At 60.8% G+C, this 19,370-nt stretch carries 20 protein-coding genes and 1 pseudogene; 13 read left to right on the top strand and 8 right to left on the bottom strand.

Annotated elements, in window-relative coordinates; translation table 11 throughout:
* Window positions 1–301: 301 nt before the first annotated feature.
* The 3 genes and pseudogenes from AC1RUK_RS11995 to AC1RUK_RS11985 all read left to right on the top strand — a co-directional run.
* A complete protein-coding gene (locus tag AC1RUK_RS11995) occupies window positions 302–595 on the top strand; it encodes a GYD domain-containing protein (protein ID WP_436174865.1) in 294 nt (97 codons plus the stop codon).
* Between the two features lie 217 nt (window positions 596–812).
* Window positions 813–1,019 carry a hypothetical protein gene (locus AC1RUK_RS11990; RefSeq protein WP_481835464.1) on the top strand — a complete coding sequence of 69 codons (207 nt, stop codon included), beginning with the start codon at window positions 813–815 and terminating at the stop codon, window positions 1,017–1,019.
* A 722-nt stretch (window positions 1,020–1,741) separates the two neighbouring features.
* Window positions 1,742–1,858: pseudogene (locus tag AC1RUK_RS11985) on the top strand (hypothetical protein); the annotation flags it as partial.
* 159 nt (window positions 1,859–2,017) lie between these two features.
* Here the strand turns inward: AC1RUK_RS11985 and AC1RUK_RS11980 are convergent.
* Window positions 2,018–2,254, bottom strand: a complete 237-nt coding sequence (locus AC1RUK_RS11980) for an ATP-dependent DNA ligase (protein ID WP_481839621.1) — start codon at window positions 2,252–2,254, stop codon at window positions 2,018–2,020.
* A gap of 245 nt (window positions 2,255–2,499) precedes the next feature.
* Here AC1RUK_RS11980 and AC1RUK_RS11975 point away from each other — a divergent pair, with 245 nt between their 5' ends.
* The 6 genes from AC1RUK_RS11975 (at window position 2,500) to AC1RUK_RS11950 (ending at window position 8,577) form a co-directional block, all read left to right on the top strand.
* On the top strand, window positions 2,500–3,606 hold the full coding sequence (locus AC1RUK_RS11975) for a hypothetical protein (RefSeq protein WP_481835465.1): 1,107 nt from the start codon (window positions 2,500–2,502) through the stop codon (window positions 3,604–3,606).
* Between the two features lie 55 nt (window positions 3,607–3,661).
* Window positions 3,662–3,856, top strand: coding sequence for a hypothetical protein (locus AC1RUK_RS11970; protein ID WP_481835466.1), 195 nt, complete (start codon window positions 3,662–3,664; stop codon window positions 3,854–3,856).
* Window positions 3,857–4,576: 720 nt separating this feature from the next.
* Window positions 4,577–5,719, top strand: a complete 1,143-nt coding sequence (locus AC1RUK_RS11965; RefSeq protein WP_481835467.1) for a hypothetical protein — start codon at window positions 4,577–4,579, stop codon at window positions 5,717–5,719.
* A 147-nt stretch (window positions 5,720–5,866) separates the two neighbouring features.
* Complete coding sequence (locus AC1RUK_RS11960; RefSeq protein ID WP_481835468.1) at window positions 5,867–7,177, top strand: glycosyltransferase family 2 protein; 1,311 nt, start codon at window positions 5,867–5,869, stop codon at window positions 7,175–7,177.
* A 4-nt stretch (window positions 7,178–7,181) separates the two neighbouring features.
* The gene (locus AC1RUK_RS11955; RefSeq protein WP_481835469.1) at window positions 7,182–8,132 is read left to right on the top strand and encodes a glycosyltransferase family 2 protein; all 951 of its coding nucleotides are present in this window, start codon (window positions 7,182–7,184) and stop codon (window positions 8,130–8,132) included.
* 19 nt (window positions 8,133–8,151) lie between these two features.
* Complete coding sequence (locus AC1RUK_RS11950; RefSeq protein WP_481835470.1) at window positions 8,152–8,577, top strand: GtrA family protein; 426 nt, start codon at window positions 8,152–8,154, stop codon at window positions 8,575–8,577.
* 120 nt (window positions 8,578–8,697) lie between these two features.
* Here the strand turns inward: AC1RUK_RS11950 and AC1RUK_RS11945 are convergent, their stop codons facing one another.
* Complete coding sequence (locus AC1RUK_RS11945) at window positions 8,698–9,435, bottom strand: class I SAM-dependent methyltransferase (protein WP_481840245.1); 738 nt, start codon at window positions 9,433–9,435, stop codon at window positions 8,698–8,700.
* Window positions 9,436–9,751: 316 nt separating this feature from the next.
* Between AC1RUK_RS11945 and AC1RUK_RS11940 the strand changes: the two genes are divergently transcribed.
* On the top strand, window positions 9,752–11,443 hold the full coding sequence (locus AC1RUK_RS11940) for a DUF7055 domain-containing protein (RefSeq protein ID WP_481840244.1): 1,692 nt from the start codon (window positions 9,752–9,754) through the stop codon (window positions 11,441–11,443).
* A 149-nt stretch (window positions 11,444–11,592) separates the two neighbouring features.
* Here AC1RUK_RS11940 and AC1RUK_RS11935 read toward each other — a convergent pair whose 3' ends face one another.
* Genes AC1RUK_RS11935 through AC1RUK_RS11915 form a run of 5 tightly spaced genes read right to left on the bottom strand, consistent with a single transcriptional unit; the run spans window position 11,593 to window position 16,020 of the window.
* The gene (locus tag AC1RUK_RS11935; RefSeq protein WP_481835473.1) at window positions 11,593–11,958 is read right to left on the bottom strand and encodes a hypothetical protein; all 366 of its coding nucleotides are present in this window, start codon (window positions 11,956–11,958) and stop codon (window positions 11,593–11,595) included.
* Window positions 11,959–11,994: 36 nt separating this feature from the next.
* On the bottom strand, window positions 11,995–13,131 hold the full coding sequence (dprA, locus tag AC1RUK_RS11930; RefSeq protein WP_481835474.1) for a DNA-processing protein DprA: 1,137 nt from the start codon (window positions 13,129–13,131) through the stop codon (window positions 11,995–11,997).
* Complete coding sequence (plsY, locus tag AC1RUK_RS11925) at window positions 13,128–13,715, bottom strand: glycerol-3-phosphate 1-O-acyltransferase PlsY (protein ID WP_481835475.1); 588 nt, start codon at window positions 13,713–13,715, stop codon at window positions 13,128–13,130. Before plsY ends, dprA begins: the two co-directional genes overlap by 4 nt.
* Before the next feature lie 56 nt (window positions 13,716–13,771).
* On the bottom strand, window positions 13,772–15,058 hold the full coding sequence (locus tag AC1RUK_RS11920) for a dihydroorotase (protein ID WP_481835476.1): 1,287 nt from the start codon (window positions 15,056–15,058) through the stop codon (window positions 13,772–13,774).
* Entirely contained in the window at window positions 15,055–16,020 is a 966-nt protein-coding gene (locus AC1RUK_RS11915; RefSeq protein ID WP_481835477.1) for an aspartate carbamoyltransferase catalytic subunit, read from the bottom strand. The genes AC1RUK_RS11920 and AC1RUK_RS11915 overlap by 4 nt, the downstream gene beginning before the upstream one ends.
* Before the next feature lie 117 nt (window positions 16,021–16,137).
* Between AC1RUK_RS11915 and AC1RUK_RS11910 the strand changes: the two genes are divergently transcribed.
* The 3 genes from AC1RUK_RS11910 (at window position 16,138) to AC1RUK_RS11900 (ending at window position 18,867) form a co-directional block, all read left to right on the top strand.
* Window positions 16,138–17,808 carry a DNA alkylation response protein gene (locus AC1RUK_RS11910; RefSeq protein ID WP_481835478.1) on the top strand — a complete coding sequence of 557 codons (1,671 nt, stop codon included), beginning with the start codon at window positions 16,138–16,140 and terminating at the stop codon, window positions 17,806–17,808.
* A gap of 157 nt (window positions 17,809–17,965) precedes the next feature.
* Window positions 17,966–18,526: a hypothetical protein gene (locus tag AC1RUK_RS11905; RefSeq protein ID WP_481835479.1), complete on the top strand. Its 561-nt coding sequence runs from the start codon at window positions 17,966–17,968 to the stop codon at window positions 18,524–18,526.
* Window positions 18,526–18,867 (top strand): DUF6105 family protein, encoded by a 342-nt coding sequence (locus AC1RUK_RS11900; protein WP_481835480.1) that lies wholly within the window; start codon window positions 18,526–18,528, stop codon window positions 18,865–18,867. The genes AC1RUK_RS11905 and AC1RUK_RS11900 overlap by 1 nt, the downstream gene beginning before the upstream one ends.
* Here AC1RUK_RS11900 and ruvX read toward each other — a convergent pair.
* Complete coding sequence (gene ruvX / locus AC1RUK_RS11895) at window positions 18,785–19,291, bottom strand: Holliday junction resolvase RuvX (RefSeq protein WP_481835481.1); 507 nt, start codon at window positions 19,289–19,291, stop codon at window positions 18,785–18,787. The genes AC1RUK_RS11900 and ruvX overlap by 83 nt on opposite strands.
* Between the last annotated feature and the right edge of the window lie 79 nt (window positions 19,292–19,370).

Below are 19,370 nucleotides of genomic sequence, written 5' to 3'. Positions count from 1 at the left end.
CCATCGCGCTCACCAAAAAACAATAACTTAGCTAGATTTTTCGACGCTTTTCGTACGCCATGCACCGTTTATCAAATGGAACGGGACAGGACCGGTGAATTAACGTCAATTGGCTTAATTGCGTGATTGCTAACATAAGCATAGTCTGATTGACGCGGGACGAACCAAGCCCCACCGCAGTGGTGGTGCGGCCTTGCACCGCAAAAGGTTGCCACCGTGCCGACCACTCTCGTGTTGTCGTAGTTCGGGAGACGGCGGACGCGCCGTGAGTGCCCGCCCGCTCCCTATTTGGGAGGAATCAATGGCTTATTACGTATTGCTGTCGAATTTCACAGATCAAGGTATCAAGAGCATCAAGGACACGCAGAAGCGTGCCGAGGCTTTCAAGGCGATGGCCAGCAAGAGCGGCGTCAAGGTTCACACGCTGTTGTGGACGCTTGGTCAGTATGACGTCGTGGCGATTGCAGAAGCCGAAGACGAGATTGCCGCGACCGCTCTAGGCCTGTCAATCGCATCGCTAGGCAACATCAGAACCCAGACGTTGAGGGCGTTCGACACGGCAGATATGGCCAAGATCTTGGCAAAGATGGCCTGACCGCCACAGTGCTGCAGGTGCGCCGGCGATCGAAGCCGACTGCCGAGCGGAAAGGCGGGGGCTCCTCTTTTCCCTGAAGCGAAAACTCTGGGGCGAGGCCAGCAACGCTTGTCGTCCCGGGCCGCCATGAGTCCACAGTGAAGCTGCGCAAGAATTGGGTGGCGGAGCGCTGACAGATATGCCGGAATTTGAGCACCCTGGAGGGAGGGGCTTCCCGATGCGCACGGCAGCAGCACTGCGGCTTCGATCGATCCGACAAGTGCTGTTGCCACTGATGGGGTTTACCGACTGGCACGAAGGTGTCAACGCGGCGGGCACCCCCGTTTGGAAACGCTACATCGCGGGAACTGACTCATGGGAGTTCCGTTCGATGACGCCCGAAGAGGAAGCCGAGGCTTTCTGGTGGTGTCATCCACCGTATTGAACCCGTCTAGCGCTTTTCCTCTTGGCTTCGGCGTGAGATCTCCTCGATCTGCACCTTGTCGCCGACCTCCTTGGCTTGCCCCGCGTCCTTCGTTCGCATGCTTCGCCGGCGCCGTCTGGCGCTATATGCAGCGCGACTATGATCGGCATGTGCGCCTACCTCTGATGGCCTTGGGCTATACGTGCTACTGCGTTAGGCTTTGCGCGCGACAGCCCGCTGCCGGGGTGACACAGGTGGTGCGGGCCGTCGACTCAAGCGCTAGAACGGCCAGTCGGTCGAGCGTCCAGCCCATTTTTGTAAATCCGCACGAGCACGTCGCGAGCAGACTCGGCGCGCTCCCGTGTGCAGCCCATCAGTATTTTTCCGCCCAAGGTCGCGGGCTCGCCGGCAACGTCATCCCATACCGTCCAAGCACCAGTCGGCTCGAGAAGGCAACTAAATCTACCTGGGCTTTCTTCCATCACCCCATTCCCCAACGGGAGGAGCCTTTCATTATTTTAGCAACTACGCAAGTAAAGGCCGACGCGAGATCACTGCCTCATTTGGTCAAGGTTAATTGCGATGCAGAGGAGAGCCGGCTCAGCGAAAGTGGTAAGGAAGCATAGGGCTGGCTCCTAGCGCCTCTTCGGCTTCGGCATAATCTCCTCGATCCGCACGAAACGCGTTAGCGTATGCCGTGATCGCAGAATCTGATTTTCGAATTGTTCAGTAGTAGTTGCAGGATGGGGGGACGGCTCTACGGACTGGACGCTCTGCGCGGGGTTGCGGCGATAGCGGTCGCCGTCCATCATCTGGCGCGCACCTATCATCTTCCGGCCCTGCCACCAAACCCCGCGATCGCTGTCGACCTGTTTTTCATCCTGTCCGGCTTCGTCATGACTAGGACGTATGAAGATCGACTGCGCAGAGGCGCATCTCTGGCGCTACCGGCAGCGCGACATGGTCGGCATGGCCGCCTGCCTGCTGATGGCCTGCATGGGCGCCTACGTCGTGTTTCGCTAGCCGTGAGGCTTCATCCGGCTTAGGCGTGATCTCTTCCGATTTGCACCTTGTCGCCGATCTCCTTCGCGATACTTGGCCGTCCAATCGGGACCGCGACGGGTGAATATCCGCACGCCCTCGGCATCCCTGACGATCTGGGAACGGTAGCCGTCGAATTTCACTTCATGCAGCCACCCGTCGCCCTCCGGCGGCTTCTCCAACAAGGTCGGCAGCAGCGGCTCGATGAACTCCAACCGGGGCCCCACCGGCACGCTTACGCATGGAACGCCCCGCAACATCGAATTTGATTCAATATCGCACGTCGTTTCCGTCCTGTTAGCTGTTGCTGAAATGCTGAGCCAAAAAGCGAAAGCCTCGGCATCTGCTCTCGGTCATCTTTGTGTCGATCAGATTGGAACTTCGCCATTTGCTGAACTCGACTCGCTATGCATTCGATGGTTTGTTTGCTTGTCAGACGAACCATGGAGAGAACGCAGACATGAGCCCCTTCAACAAAGAGGAAGCGATTCGAAGGGATGATGAGTGGCTGCTTTCCACGATCTTTAAGATCAGCGATCCTGTCGATCCGACACCATTCTTACAGAGCTTCTGCAATGCACTGCCACAACGACCCCTAATCACGAAAACTCAGGAAGCTGAACCTTTACTCGATCCACGAGGCAAGAAAGTGAAGAGCTATTGCCTTGAAACCGCGATTGGTCGGTTGCGAGCAACTAGGACGTCTGAGGGTATGGTCCTTACACCATTCGAAGACATCGACATATCCACAAAAAAAGGTGGACAGGCGTTCCTGAAGACTGCCCATGTATGCATTCCACTCGAGTGGGAGCGTAGTATGGAGCATATTGGATACGCAGAGTACGCCGCCACCGTTGGAACCGAGATGCTTCGAGACATGTCGAAGCCAAAACCGATTTACTTTCACGCAAGGTTCACACACCCGAGTATGGAACTCAAGGAACCTGACGGTTATTGCTTTCTGTTTCGACTAGAAGATCAGTCCGAGCTCTTTCTGATAATATCTGACAGCGGCGCTATCCTTACGGCGCCCGAACCGCCATTTGAAATCATTGCCGGCAAGTCAAAAAACGACACAGAAAAAGCACTGGCGGATTTTCGCGCCAGGAATCGCGACGAGCTCAATCCGATGCGCGCTACCGCGAAAGTTCCGGTTTACATCCCCAAACACGATAGGCCTGCCCGAGAAGTAGCTGAGAGAATGGCTGCGAATACCGTGGGCAAAGTCCGCCGTTCTCAAGACAATCGGTACAACCGCCGAAGGCATGGCAAGAGCTATCGTTCCGGTGGTTTGTTTTACTGGGCAAAGATTATTGCCGGCATCGCGGTGATTGTTGGCTTCCTAGCCTTTCAGATCTATCCCGCGCTCGTGGACTGCAACATCAGCGACGACTCCCGACAACGCATCCTGATTAACCTGTTGAAGGACGGCGAGCGATGGTTCTGCAGCATGACGATGCGGCCGGCTGGCGAAAGGCAAGGCGATGAAAGCAGTCGCCGGCCTGGCTATCCTGATCGTCCTGGCGATTGGCGCGCTTCTCTCGCAAGCGCGCGGGAGCAAAAGTGATTATGTCCTCAGCGCCAGGCAGGTTACGTTACGTTGGAACGAAAGGGGAAAGACGATGAAAACGTTGCTGGCAATAGCCGCCGCACTCGGCCTCTCCATATCCGCCGCATCCGCAGAGTGCCCCGGGCATTCGAAGGTACTGGCATCGGTCGACAAACAGACGAAGACTGCGAGTGTCACGCCCGCCGACACAGCAACGACCGCGGATACTCAGACGATCAAGAAAGAAGTTCCACCGGAGACCGAATAGCGGTTAAGCTCAGTCACCGGAGGCCGCGCAGCGGCTGCACGGGTTCGGCCTGCAAGGAGCGGCGTCAGCCCGCCACGGACATGCTGGCTGCGCAAGTTCACGATGTCTTTGACGGCATTGCCGGTCCGGGTACCTGAAGCCCCCCGGGCGATTTCTCAAACGGAGGTCGCCGGACACAAAGACCCAAAGCTGATCTCACAGGCAATTTGGAGCGCTTTCTGGCAGACGCGGAACGGCTACAGACCCCCTCTCTACATTAGCAATCACTTGTATTTCCCCTAAATCAAGATCATGCTGAGCCAGACGGTGTGGGGCCACTGGATCGGGATTAGGTGCGTTTGAAGGGGTAAAGCGCCATGGAATTCGCAAGTTGCTATGACCACAGCGGGATCGTTCTTGCGTCGACGATCTTCCTTAACATCACAGCGGTTTTCATAGTCCTGGCCGCATTAGCCGCTGCGCGTTTGATTGCAACGTCAGGCGCAGGTTCCATCGAACGGTTTCGGACCGCGTAAAGCCAGCGAGGGGACCTCGCCCGCGCGTGTTGCGGCGCACGAATGCACCCGTGCTCGTCGGCCTCGACAACCGTGGGGCGGGCTAATCTGTAATCTGCTTTGCCTGTGATCGATTGGCCGCTCCGTCGGGAACACTCGGCAGCCCCAACCTTGTCGCCACACAGGTCGATGACTAAACTCAGCCTTCCCAAGGGAGGGCTCGCACATGGCACTTCACCTTTCGGCGGAAACTGTAGCTCCCAGAGCGGCGGCACCTCAAAAATATCTCTTCGGCCCGGTTGCCGACTTCCTCATGCTCGGTGGCAGCGCATTTCTGATCCTGCCGTTTCTGTTTTTGGTGCCGCTCGAGTACGAAGGCGCTGTGGCCGCAACGATGGTCTTTGTAGCCTACCTGATAAACTATCCCCACTTCGCCCACTCATACCAGCTTTTCTACCGCAACTTTGGCCGCAAGGTGAGCGGGGACGGATACGACAGGGGCCTCCAGCTTCGCTACATTTTCGCCGGCATCGTCGTTCCCGTCATCATGGGCGCGTTCTTTGCGTATGGCGCGGCGGCGGCGAACGCACGCCTGCTGGGATATGCAACCAATGCGATGTTCTTTTTTGTCGGTTGGCATTACGTCAAGCAAGGCTATGGCATGCTGATGGTGGATGCCGTCCTGAAGCGCAAATTCTTCGACGATCGAGACAAGAAGGTGCTGCTGGTCAACAGCTATGCCGTGTGGATCCTGGCATGGCTTCAGACGAATACGGCCGTCACCCAGGGGAAATATTATGGCCTGGAATATTACACGTTTGCGGCCCCGTCGTGGATCACCAACATAGCCGTGCTGACGGCCATTGCTTCCACGGCGGCCACGGTTCTGATGCTGGTCAATCGCTGGCGATTAAACGGCGGCAACCTGCCGTATAACGGCGTCGTGGCCTACGTCGCATCGCTTTACCTTTGGATTCTGATTGCGAGGATAAACCCGCTCTGGCTGCTTGTGGTGCCCGCGCTCCACTCGCTCCAGTACCTGGCGGTGGTCTGGCGGTATCAGACCAATGTCGAGCGCGACGATCCCGGCGCCGTCGGAGATCCGCCGCTGAAGCTCCTGGCCTTTCTTGGCCCGCTCTACAGGCTGCGGGTCTTGGGATTCATCGTCGGTGGTGCCGCACTTGGATATCTCGGTTTCTGGCTGATCCCGTTCGTGCTGACGGCTTTGATCCCGTACGATAAGCAGGTGCTTGGGTCATCGCTTTTCTTCTTCATCGTGCTGATATTCATCAACGTGCATCATTACTTCCTGGACAACGTGATGTGGCGTCGCGGCAACCCGGAGGTGTCAAAGTATCTGTTCCGCTAGGCTGTTCAGCGACAGCCCGCTATGAGAGCTGAAACCTCACCAAGAATACCAGATAGCACCCAACTGGATCGACAGTGCAAAGCTCTTGTATATCATTAACTTGTTCTTGTTATATCGCAGGTGGGGTAGCAAGAATGCGTGGGGTGCATGTCCGAGGTTGTCGGTATAGCTGACGCCTGGGTTGCAGCGGGTGGCACGATGGCTGAAAAGTCAGATTTTGCGGCGGTCCAGACCGATCTGGGCAGTCCGCGCGCCGATGAAGCGGGGGCTCCTGTTGTATCGGCGATTATCCCTTGCCTGAACGAAGAGCGCACGCTCGGCATCTGCATTCGCAAGGCCCTTGATGTCTTCGCCAAGCGTGGCATCACGGGTGAGGTGGTGGTTGGGGACAACGGGTCAAGCGATCGATCGGTTGAGATTGCCGAGGCCCTCGGCGCGCGTGTCGTGCACCAGCGGGTCAAAGGATACGGCGCGGCGATCAGTGCGGCGGCTGAATCTGCGCGAGGCAAGTACCTGATCATGGCAGATGCAGACGATTCCTACGACTGGAGCGAACTCGGCCACTTCATCGACGCGTTGGAGGATGGTGCCGACCTGGTCATGGGCAATCGCTTTGCGGGCGGTATCGAGCCTGGCGCCATGCCTCCGCTGCACCGATATCTCGGCAATCCGGTGCTTTCAATGATTGCCCGCTGGCTTCACCACTCTTCGGTACACGATTTCCATTGCGGCATGCGGGGTTTCACCCGCGATGCGTTCCGCAGGATAGGCGCGCGCTCGCCCGGCATGGAATTCGCCTCGGAGATGGTCATCAACGCGCATCGCGCAGGCCTGGTGATCCGCGAAGTGCCGATCAAACTCCATCGGGACAAGCGTGACCGCCCACCTCATCTGCGCTCATTCCGCGACGGTTGGCGACACCTGCGGCTGATCGTAGCCCATGCGCCCGATACCATGTATCTCATACCGGGCGTGACCTTGCTGGTGCCTGGCATTGTTGGCCTTGCAATCCTTGCTGCTGGGCCTGTTCGCATCGGTGGGTGGTATTTCGGAATTCACTTCGTCGCGCTCTCCGCCATGGCGACTCTGATTGGCCTTTCAGCGATCCTGTTCGGGATGCTGGCCAAGGTGGCGATCGCTATCTACCAACCAGTCCACGGAGGTAGACTTGTGCCCAGGCTGATGCGCGGTCGCCCGTTGGAATGGCTGCTCTTCTCAGGTGGCGTGCTTGCCGTGGCTGGCTTTGTCGCGGACGTATTGCTGGCGCTACGTTGGATTTTTGTTGGTGGGCCAATGGAGCAGTCGGTGCACCTGACCTTTGTGATCACCACCGCCTGCGTGGCAGGCATGTCCATGGTGTTGTCCGGTTTCGTGCTCAAGCTGCTGCTTGATAATTTGGATGACAGGCATGCGTTCCAATCATCCGACTGCCTTCCGAGCGGAAACTCGAGCAGGTAGCTGCGTGATCGAAAAGCCATTTCTGAGCGTCGTCATGCCGGTCCACGAAGGAGCGGTATGGATTGGCGCGACACTTGACTCGCTGGCTGCTGAGCCGACCGACGGCCTGGAGATAATCGTTATCGACAGCAGCCCGACGAGCACCACCGCTGCCATTGTTGAGCAATTTGTCCACCGATTGCCACTTCGGCTGGTTCAGCGAAGGGATCTCGGGCCGTGGCAGACGAAGACCAACCTGGGCGTCGAGCTAGCGGCCGCTGATCACGTCTGCATGCTTCACCAAGACGACCTGTGGCTGCCCGGGCGCGTTGAGGCTGCTCGCCGCTGGCTTGCAGACGCATCCGAAGCCGTGCTTCATTTGGCCCCGACCGCTATCGTCGACCGCTACGGCCGGCGAATGGGGCGGTGGAACTGTCCTTTGCCGGCTGACCAGGTGCTCGGAGCTGAATTCCTGCTAGAACGGCTGCTCGTGCAAAATTTTGTCTCGGTGCCCGCGCCGGTATTCCGACGAAGCGCATGGCTGGCGTGCGGGGGCTTGGATGAGGGACTCTGGTATACGGCGGATTGGGACATATGGGCGAAGCTCGCCAGTACGGGACCGGTGACCTATCACGACGAGATCACGACGGCTTTTCGGGTTCACGGCAGCTCGCTGACTGTTACCGGATCCCGCGACGCGAGCGAGTTCCGGTCACAAATGCAGATTGTCCTGGAACGCCATTTGCACCGACTTCCGGCGAGCAGTCGCCTTCGGGTAGAGCCTGCCGCCCGTGCGTCGATCAGCGTCAATGTGTTGCTGGCTGCTGCGTCGGGCGGCAACTTGAGGGCCTTGGTTCGCGCGACCGGTGTTGTGCTGTCGCTCGGGCCGATCGGAATGAGGCGCTATTTACGCGACTCGCGGTTGCGTGAGCGCACCGCGAGCCGACTTCGCGCGAAACTGACAGGAGCTTTTTGAGCCAATGCCCAGGCCTGCTATGGATTCCGGTGAGCAGGTGGGGGAGAAGCGTGAAAGACCACTTTTGGAACGAGGGTGGCGATACACGCTGGTGGGGTTGGTGTGCGCCATTGCGCACAACGCCATCATGATTGCTGTCGATCAAGTGGGGGTGCATTACCTGCTTGGCACCGTGATTTCATTCTTGGCTGTGACGCCTATCGGATACGCACTGCACAGCCGCTTCACCTTTGCCGAGCCTCTTCGCCTGAAGGCATTCACGCGTTTCGTAGGAGGCGTGGCCACGGCCTATCCAGTCTCGGTGGCCATGATGATCGTCCTCTGTTCCGGCCTGGGTCTTAGTGTTGCGATTGCGACACCGATCGCCACTGTCGCTCTATTTGCCTGGAATTTTGCAGCTGCGCACTGGGCCATCCTGCCACGGCTCTATCTGCGGCGGCGGTGACGGTCGCGTATCGAGCGGCTTCTGAATCGACGCCCTGATCTGGCGATTAGGACGTGCGATCAAGATCGCTGCAATCCTCGCCATTCCGATTTCCTTAAACGGCGAGCCGGTGTTTGCTGGTTATGCCTTGGTGGCAATCACCCTAATTGCTGTCGGATTGCGTGCCAGGACTTCCCCTAGGACTTGCAATGGGTGCGCCAAGATACCCAGCAGCAGCCAGAACAGATTGTTAGTTCCTCCGAAAATGTTGGCGAATGATCTCCCCATTGTCGGAACGGTCACCCCATGCACGGACTCAACTTTAAGGCCGTTGCGCTGCATCAATCTAACTAGTGAGCCCCGGGTAAAATGGTGCCTGTGGTACGGCAGGTACCAAGCATCCCAAAACTTTCCGAACGCCGTAGCCCACACACAATCGATGTTCGGAACCTCGATCACGACCTTGCCGCCTTGGCGCGCGTACCCGGATATGGTCGTGAGCAATCCAGCGGCATCATCATCATGTTCCAAGACGTGCAATGCCATGACGATGTCAAAGCTTTCCCTGCAGGAGTTGAGTTCCGAAGGACCGAGATATGACCTTTCACCCAGCTCGACCGGAGGTTCGGCGTGCATGTCGGCACCAATGACTTCCGACGCACCACCAACCATTTCACCAAGGACTCTTGTGAACTGTCCGCTTCCGCAACCAAAATCGAGAATCCTTCCGTCCGCGCCGCCAACTTGCCGCAATAATTTTCTGGCCTGTGAGCGGAAGGCAATATCCTTGATTGCGTGTGAGAGGCCTTTCGCGTCAGGCTGAAAGTCCTGACTCTCCCGGTTTTGGTAGAGAAAGGCCACATCCGGCAACGGCGGCATGGAGACGCCGTGACCACAACGCATGCAACGGACAACCTCGGAGTGCCCGAACTTGCCGCTACGATCCAGGAATTTGCCTAGCGACACATACTGGCAAGTTCCCGAATCATCACCAAGGCAGGCCACTCGGAGTACCCCTTAACTGTGCATCGCCGTCCGGATTGGCACAGACAATATCAACATTCCATTCGAGTGCTGGCAACAGCTAATGCAATTACCGCGAGCTGCCTTGTGAGCGCGCATTTCATGTGCACAATGCGCCTTCTACAACGATCAGGCTCGCCGTGGCTGCAAAGAATTTGGCATCGCAGATTCAATGAAAATAGAAGCGGGGGGATCAGGTAATGATGAGGCGTTACCCAGAATTGCAACTGCATTTATAACTATCGCCGTCGCTATAAAGATCGTCATTCTATTCGTCCTCGCGTATAACAGCCGCTTCGTCATGGACGAATTCGTCCAACTCGGATGGGCCAAATATTTCTCCAACGGCCTGTTCGTTACGATCTGGCATGCCAAGGCGGTCGGTTATGCAGTTTTTTACGAGATTGCCCACCTGATCGGCTGGGATGCCACGTCGATTCTGCTTGCAGGCCGCATGCAGACCGCATTGCTGGCATGCGGGACCATCGCTTCCGTCTACGCATGCGCTCGCGCTCTTGGCGAAAACCACGTCCGCGCCCTGGCAATCGTCCTCATCCTCCTGTGCTTCTCGAATTTCATGGAGCGCGTCTTTCGAACCATCGCCGAACCACTGGCGGTGTTCTTCGCTGCGGCGGCGCTGCTGGTCATCCTGCGCGCACGTGCGTTGACAGGACCGCAGCTTGTTATCGCCGGCGTCCTAAGCGGCTTGGCTTTCCTCGCGACTCAGAAATCAGTCTATTTCAATGTTGCGCTTGGGCTTGGCTTGGTCGCTGACGCAGCTTTGAACAGACGCTACGCGACAGGTGCAGTGCGCGGGGCATGGCTCGTGCTTGGATGGACTGTTCCGATAATTGCCTATTGCTTCATCTTCGGCGGCAGCGACCCTGTTCCCATTGCCAAGAACCTCGTATTCGGTCCGGTCGAGGTTGCGACGCGTGGGGGCGGTGAATACGGGGGGCTGAGGCGCTTCGTGCTGCAGACGCTCCTGCGGAACTACGTCCTTTATGTTCTCTGTTTCGCCGGCATGGCTCTGTCTCTGATGCAGATCACAAAACTCGATGAACGAAGGCGAATTGCGCTGATCTTCACTGTCGTCATCACCGTGCTGGTTTTCGCGCACGACCAGCCGTGGCCCTACGTGTTCATTATGGCTCTGCCATTCATGTCACTGTGGTCGCTGATACTGCTCGACGGCATCGCAACCCACGCGCGTTACCTGCGCCTTGCATGGGTGGCACTGATCACGAGCATGGCCATAAGCTACGTGAGCAATGTCATTTATCTACGCACCGACAACAATGCGGCCCAACTTGAACTGGTCGCGCGTGCAGAGTTGTTACTCGCACCCGATGAGCGTTATTTCGACGGTATCGGGATGTTGCCCAATCGGCAGGAGCCGACAATTTTGTGGCTCGACAGGCACTCTATATTCGCGACCTTGCGGGAAGGCAGGAATTCCGAGGCCTACAATGTCTTTAGCAAGTCTCCGCCGAAGATGATCCTGTGGTCTTACCGGATGGACAATATCTATCCTGTGGTCGCGCCTCTGATTGCGAACAGTTACGTCAGCGTCGCCCCAAATCTCAGGATCGCTGGCTGTCGCCTTAATCCCGGTGAGAAGAAGTTTTTCGATGTCCCGATTGCGGGAAGCTATGCGCTCTACAGCGCAACCGGGACGCCCTTGCAAGGATCGGTCGAAATTGACGGCGCCGTGCTTCATCCGCCATTTCACCTTGAGACCGGATCAAGAACCCTGACATTGCAAGCCAGTTCAGGCGAAGCATTGCTGCTGCCGACAGGTTCCTACGTCGGACACTTCAAGGCGCGCAGCGACATTGATCTATTTGCCAACATCTACGACTGAGTTGATTCACGGTATCGCGCTCACGGCAAATGCATTTCCTACAAGGATAATGTTCAGCCGGTTGCACAGCAGCTGGACCCTGAAGGTGCTCACATTCCTGCATTCGCGGGGACGAGCCGGACGTGCAAGGCGCCGCGCTCGCATAAGGTCTAGCCGCCCGCGCCGTCATCCATCATTGTGTTGGTGAACGCCTCATAGGCCGTGCTGCATGTCTTGGAACGCGGACAATCCTTCACGATGAGCACCGGCGCTACTGTAAAGATGGCGGCGATCAGGATTTGCAGGCCGAGAGTGATGGCTTTCATCGTCTTGCCGAACAGGACGGTAAACATGAAATAGAGGCCCTGAGCCATGCAGGCCGCCGTCAGAATGCCCAGAAGCGGGCGGGTGGCTCTTGCAAAGGGGGTTATGTAGCCGTCCGGAAAACCCACCATGCTGAGTTCCATGGACCATTGCAGGGCCAGCACAACGCTCAGCCCCGCCCAGACAAGAGCGGCCGTGCGCGTAAACAGCATTTGCTTCGACCTTTCGCCGGCGGTTGGCTCCAAACGTCAAGCCCCTGCGAAAACCAGTGAGACATTGCCGCCGGCGTGGCGCTCCAGCCGGCCGGCGAGGTCGAGCTCCAGCAGCACCATGGAAACCTGCGCGGCGCTGAGGCCGGTATGGCGGATGACCTCGTCCACCGCGACCGGCGTCGGGCCGAGCACTTCGAGCACACCGGCACGCTCGTCTTCGCCGGGCGGCGGCGTTGCCGACAGCTCGGGCGGCTCGGTAAGCGGCGCCGTCCTTGGCGGCCGGGTGCCGGCGAGCGGCGCGATCGCGCTTGCGATGTCGGCCGCTTCGGTAACAAGCGTGGCACCGTCCTTGAGCAGGCCATTGGAGCCGGCGGCGCGCGGATCGAGCGGCGAGCCGGGCACGGCAAAGACAAGCCGGCCCATCTCGCCGGCCAGCCTGGCGCTGATCAGCGATCCCGAGCGTTGCGCCGCTTCGATCACGACCAGCCCGAGTGCAGCACCCGCCACAAGCCGGTTGCGGCGTGGAAAATCCTGAGCGCGCGGCTGCCAGCCGAACGGCATTTCCGAAATGATGGCGCCGCCGCGCTCGGCGATCTCGTTGCAGAGACCGGCATTTTCGGGCGGGTAGGGCAGGTCGAGCCCGCCGGCCAGCACGCCGATCGTTCCCGTTGCTATGCTGCCCTGATGCGCTGATGTGTCGATGCCGCGCGCCAGCCCGGAGACGATCGCGTAGCCGTCGCGGCCAAGATCCGCCGCCAGCATCCGCGCCATCTTGATGCCGGCAAGCGAGGCATTGCGGGCGCCGACGATGGCGACCGCCGGCAGGCGGAACACCGCGGCCTCGCCTTTCACCGCAAGCAGCGGCGGCGGGTTGTCCATGTTTTTCAGCAAGGGTGGATAGTCGGCCTCGCCGATGCCGACGAAGCGGGCACCGGCCTGGCCGGCGGCCTCCAGTTCCGCTTCGGCCTCGGCGATCGATGGAATGCGGGCGATGCGGCTGGCGCCGCCGGAGATCATCAGCTCGGGCAGCATCTCGAGCGCTGCCTCGGCCGAGCCGAAACGGTTGATGAGCTGGCGGAAGGAGGCCGGGCCGACATTCGGTGTGCGGATCAGGCGAAGCCAGCTCATCCGCTGCCGGTCGCTGAGGCGCGGCCCGACGGCAGGCTTGCTCACCCCTTGGCTCCGATCTTGCCCTCGGTGCCGGCAAGCAGCCGCGAAATGTTGGCGCGATGTTTTATGATGGCGATCAGGCTCATCACCACGAACAGCCCGGCAATCTGCGGCGTGCTCAGGAAATAGAGCGCGATAGGCACAACCACGGCGGCCACCAGTGCCGCCAGCGAGGAGTAGCGGAACAGGAAGGCGACGGCGAGCCACACGACGGCGAAGATCAGCGCCACTTGCCAGGCCAGCCCGATCAGCACGCCGAGATAGGTGGCGATGCCCTTGCCGCCCTTGAAGCCGAGCCAGGCCGGGAACAGATGGCCGAGAAAGGCGCCAAAGCCGGCCCAGAGCCCGAGGTCCGGCCCAAAGCGAGCAGCGATCAGCACCGCTGCCGTGCCCTTCAGTGCGTCAAGCAACAGCGTCGCCGCGGCGAGCCCCTTATTGCCTGTGCGCAGCACATTGGTGGCGCCGATATTGCCGGAGCCGATCTTGCGCACATCGCCGAGGCCGGCGGCACGGGTGATCAAGAGGCCGAAGGGAATCGAGCCGAGCAGATAGCCGAACAGCAATGCCAGGATGACGCCGTAACCCATTGTTTCCCCCCGCGTTTCCCGAACCGCTCGGAATAACGCAATGCGCCGTGGCCGATCTAGGCCGAAAACACTGTGCGGCCCGCCACCATCGTTTGCAAGACCTTGCCCTGCAGCCGCGCGCCTTCGAAACAGGTGTTCTTCGAGCGCGAGCGGATGCCGCTTTCGCTGACGATCCACGGCTCGTCAAGGTCGATGACCGCCAGGTCGGCAACGGCGCCAGGCTTCAGCGTGCCGCCGGGCAGGCCGAACAGTCTTGCCGGCGCGGTGGACAGCGTCTCGATCAGCCGCAGCAGCGGCACATCGCCATTGTGGTAGAGTCTGAGTGACGCGCCCAGCAGCGTCTCCAGGCCAATGGCGCCGGCAGCCGCATCGGCGAAGGGCAGGCGTTTGGTGTCGACGTCCTGCGGATCGTGCGAGGAGACGATGATGTCGATCGTGCCGTCCTTGACCGCCTCGATCATCGCCAGCCGGTCTTCCTCGGCCCGCAGCGGCGGCGTCAGCCGGAAGAAGGTGCGGTATTCGCCGACATCGTTCTCGTTGAGCGACAGATTGTGGATCGAAACGCCCGCAGTGACATTGGCGCCGTCGGCCTTCGCTCGCGTCACCGCTTCCGCCGCCATCGCCGTCGAGATCTTGGCCGCGTGGTAGGCGCCGCGCGTCAGCCGCGCCAGCGCCAGGTCGCGCTCCAGCGGGATCGATTCGGCCTCGCGCGGGATGCCGGCAAGGCCGAGCCAGCTGGCATAGAGGCCTTCATTCATGACGCCCGCCGAGGCGAGGTCGGCATCCTCGGTCTCATGCGCGATGACGCCGCCGAAATCCCGCGCATAGGTCAGCGCCCGGCGCATCACCAAGGCGCTTGAAATGGTATGGCGCCCGTCGGTGAAGGCGACCGCGCCGGCTTCGCGCAGTAGGCCGAATTCGGTCATCTCGCGGCCGGCAAGACCCTTGGTGATAGCCGCCGCCGGGAAGATGTTGACCACGGCCGTGTCCTTGGCGGTGCGCAGCACGAACTCGACCAGGGCCACATTGTCGATCACGGGGTCGGTGTCCGGCATCATCACGATGGAGGTGACGCCGCCAGCCGCCGCGGCGACACTTGCCGAGGCAATGGTCTCGCGGTGCTCGCCGCCCGGTTCGCCGATGAAGACGCGGGCGTCGATGAGGCCGGGGATGACCGCCTTGCCGGCGCAGTCGACGACGATGGCGCCCTCCGGCATGCCCTGGTTCAGGGCGGCCTTGCCGGCAGCAACGATCTTGCGGCCCTCGACTATGACGGTGCCGATCTCGTCGACACCACGCGACGGGTCGACGATATGCGCCTTGCTGAAGACCGTTGTCGTCATGCGCCGCGCCCCTCATGGTTGCGGCGCGGGTCGAGCAAAGCTTCCATCACCGCCATGCGCACGGCGACACCCATTTCGACCTGCTCCTGGATGACGCTTTGCGGGCCGTCGGCGATTTCCGAGGCGATCTCGACGCCGCGGTTCATCGGGCCCGGATGCATGACCAGAGCGCCGTCCTTGGCCGCCTTCAGCTTTTCGGCATCGAGGCCGAAATAGCGGAAGTACTCGCGGATCGAAGGCACGAAGGCGCCTTCCATCCGCTCGCGCTGCAGGCGCAGCATCATCACCACGTCGGCGTCCTTCAGGCCTTCTGCCATCGAGCGGGCGACGATCACGCCCATTCTCTCGATGCCTGACGGCAAAAGCGTCGAGGGTGCCACGACGCGCACCTGGGCACCCAGCGCGTTCAAGAGCATGATGTTGGAGCGCGCCACGCGTGAATGCAGGATGTCGCCGCAGATCGCCACGATCAGCTTCGACAGCGGTCCCTTGGCACGGCGGATGGTCAGCGCGTCGAGCAGCGCCTGCGTCGGATGTTCATGCGCGCCGTCGCCGGCATTGACCACCGAGCAGCCCACCTTCTGCGCCAGAAGCGCCGCCGCTCCCGCCGACTGGTGGCGGATGATCAATATGTCGGGGCGCATGGCGTTCAGCGTCATCGCCGTGTCGATCAGCGTCTCGCCCTTCTTCACCGAGGAACTCGCCACCGACATGTTCATGACGTCGGCGCCGAGCCTTTTTCCCGCAAGCTCGAACGACGATTGAGTGCGGGTCGAGGCTTCGTAGAAGAGGTTGATCTGGGTGCGGCCGCGCAGCGTCGAGGTCTTTTTCTCCGGCTGCCGCGAAATGGCGACGGCCCGGTCCGCCCGCTCGAGCAAAAGCTCGATATCGGCGGGGGAAAGATCGCGGATGCCCAGAAGATGGCGGTGGGGATAGAGCGGCAGGGACGAAGCGTCGGTCATCTCAAGGCGCTGCTATAGGGTGCAGAATTCCCTGCTGCAAGCACCGGCTTTGGATTGCGGCCTTTCTCCCCGGTATTTTCGTCGCGCGCCTTGCGTGGCTTGGGCTATAACCCGCCGATGGCTTCGGATTCGACCGACCTTCGACGACAAGGACAAAGCGTGACCGACGACGTGACCAACCAGCCGCCGCCGCTGACGGGCGGCAACGCCTGGCGGGGCGATCCGTTGCTGATCCAGCTTGCCGAGCGCTTTTCCGATCCGGTGCGCAAGGATCTCGATGGGCTTGGCCGTTTCGTGCTGACGCAGGAAGCACAGGAACTGGCCCGTCTTGCCAATGTCGAGACGCCGAAGCTCAGGACCCACGATCGCCAGGGCCGGCGCGTCGATCTGGTCGAGTTCCATCCCGCCTACCATGCGCTGATGCGCCGTTCCGTCGCCAACGGACTGCATTCCTCGGTCTGGGAAAATGGCGACGCCGAGATCGGCCGCCGCCACCAGGTGCGCGCCGCCCGCTTCTACATCACCGCCGAGCTCGAAACCGGCCACCTTTGCCCGATCACCATGACCAGCGCTTCGCTGGCAGCGCTGATGGCAAGCCCAAAGCTGTTCCGCGAATGGGCGCCGCGGGTGACGACGCGCAAATATGACCAGAGCCAGAAGCCGCCGGTTGAAAAGACCGGGCTGACGCTCGGCATGGGCATGACCGAGAAGCAGGGCGGCACCGATGTGCGCGCCAACGTCACCAGGGCTGAGCGCGCCGGTAGCGGCTTCTATCGCCTGACCGGCCACAAATGGTTCATGTCGGCGCCGATGTCGGACGCCTTCCTGGTGCTCGGACAGGCGCCGGAAGGTCTTTCCTGCTTTCTCGTCCCGCGCATCCTCGGCGACGGATCGGGCAACGGCTTCCGCTTCCAGCGGCTGAAGGACAAGCTCGGCAACCGCTCCAACGCCTCGTCGGAAGTGGAGTTCGTCAACGCCATCGGCGAAATGGTCGGCGAACCCGGGGCAGGGGTGAAGACGATCATGGATATGGTGACGCTGACCAGGCTCGACTGCGCCGTCGCCTCCTCGGCGATCATGCGGGCGGGCCTCGCGGAGGCCGTCCATCATATCCGTCACCGCCAGGTGTTCGGCGCCAACCTGATCGACCAGCCGCTAATGCAGCGCGTGCTGGCCGACATGGCGCTCGACGTTGCCGCCGCCACGGCGCTGTCGTTCCGGCTGGCGCGCTCGTTCGACGAAGCGGCCAGCGATCGGGGCGAGGCGGCCTTCGCCCGCGCCATGACGCCGGTCGTCAAATACTGGGTTTGCAAGATCGCACCGCCGCTGCTCTACGAGGCGATGGAATGCCTCGGCGGCAATGGTTATGTCGAGGAGGTGCCGCTGGCCCGCTACTACCGCGAGGCGCCGGTCAATGCGATCTGGGAAGGCTCCGGCAATGTCATGGCGCTCGACGTGCTGCGCGTGCTCGGCCGCGCGCCAGGCCTGTTCGAGGAGGTTCTGGCCGGCATCGACCGCGACCTCGGCGCCGGCGGTCGAGGCACGATAGGCGTGCTCAAGGCGGCGATGCAGGTGGCGGCGACAGACGAGGGGTCGGCCCGCCTGCTCACCGAGCAGCTGGCGCTGTCAGCGGCGGCGGCCGAGCTTCGGCGGCTGGGGGCAGGGCGGATCGCCGATGCCTTCGTCGAGACGCGGCTCGCCGGCCAGTGGCGCAGCACCTACGGCATGCTCGATTCGCGCCACGATGCGCGCATGATCATCGACACGCTCTATCCACCGGTGAACTAGTCTCGACGCGGGCTTTTCGCGGTTCGCCTTGCCCTGTGGATGGCGGTTAACCTTAACAAATGGTTTCCGTTGCGGTGGCCGGCCGCAGGGCCCACAGTCCTGACGGAGCAAGGATTGGTTAACCATAAGCCGCCTGTGCTCGCGAAGCAGGAACGCCATGCGGCACGTACTGACCTCTTTTCTGGCCTTGCACTGGGCGATCGTTTTCGCACTGCTGGCCTTCATCTGCATCGACGGCAACCGCGGTGTCGCCGGCGCTCTCGGCGTGCTGGGCGTGGCCGTCGAGAACACCCGCTTAGCCGGTCTAGATGACGCCGTCGTCGTCGCACCGCTGGCCATCGCACTGCTGGTCGTGGCGGTGCTGTTCTGCTGGGCCTTCGTCGAGACCCTGATCAACATCGCGGCAAATCCCGATGCCACCGACATCGTCGTACGCATCGCCTTCATATCGGCGTCCGGCGTCTTGTCGCTGATCCTGGTCGGCGGCGCCGCGCAAGGCATCGACGGGCTGTTCATGGTCATTGCCGTGCAACTGACGGCGCTGCTGGCATCCTATGTTGCGGTGCTGGCGGAGCGGCGGTCGGCGTTGGCCACGACGGTTGCCGTCGAGAGCGAGATCCGTGCCAGAGCCAACGTCATGGCGAGGGGGGCGGCGCACAGTTCCTTGCTCAACCGTATTTCCGGCCGATCGGACACGAAGCATGGGGATGGCCGCTGATGCGCACTTTGTTCGCACTTTGGGCGGCCCCCATGGCCCTGTTCTGGGGCTGGTTCTATCTGTCGCTCAACGACATCAATTTCGGCTATGTGATGCTGAGCCGTCGGCTGCATGATCTGGTGTTCGAACTCTACGGCCAGATGCTGGGCATCGATCCGGCGATCATTCCTGGCATGGTGGCCAAAACCTGCGTCTTCGACGGCTTCCTGCTGATGGCGCTGTGGGCGTTTCGCCGCCGCCGCAACATTGCCGCCTGGATCAGGAACCGCTGGATGAATCCGGTTCCGCCGGAGCGGATGGGCCGAGCGACTGAAGCCGGTCAAGGACTCCCTGCAGAATAAAGGCGGCCGCCGCCGAATCGATCTTGCCGGCGCGCTTCTTGCGCGAGAAATCCATCTCGATCAGCGTCCGCTCGGCCGCCACCGTCGACAGCCTCTCGTCCCAGAGCACGAAAGGCAGGTCGGACAGGCCAGCCATGTTGCGCACGAAGGCACGCGATTTCTGGGCACGCGGACCTTCCGACCCGTCCATGTTGACCGGCAGGCCGAGCGCGATCGCGCCGACATTGTCCTTCTGCAACTGGGTGAGCAGCAAGGCTGCATCGAGCGAGAATTTCCGTCGCAGGATGACAGGACGCGGGTGAGCGAAGGACAGGCCGCGGTCGGAAACCGCCACGCCTATCGTCTTGTCGCCGAGGTCGAGCCCGGCCAGTGTCCTGCCGCCGGCAAGCCGCGCCGGCAATTCCTCGATCGCTATGATCCCCAACGGTTTTCCTTCGATGGAGCGTGACACGCTCTTTTGACCGGCAATGACACACTATGGCACTTTCATTCTGCAGGAGGCC

This window comes from Mesorhizobium monacense, from assembly GCF_056781675.1.
The sequence above is the reverse complement of the archived record's forward strand: the minus strand, read 5'-3'. Positions and strand labels throughout refer to the sequence as shown.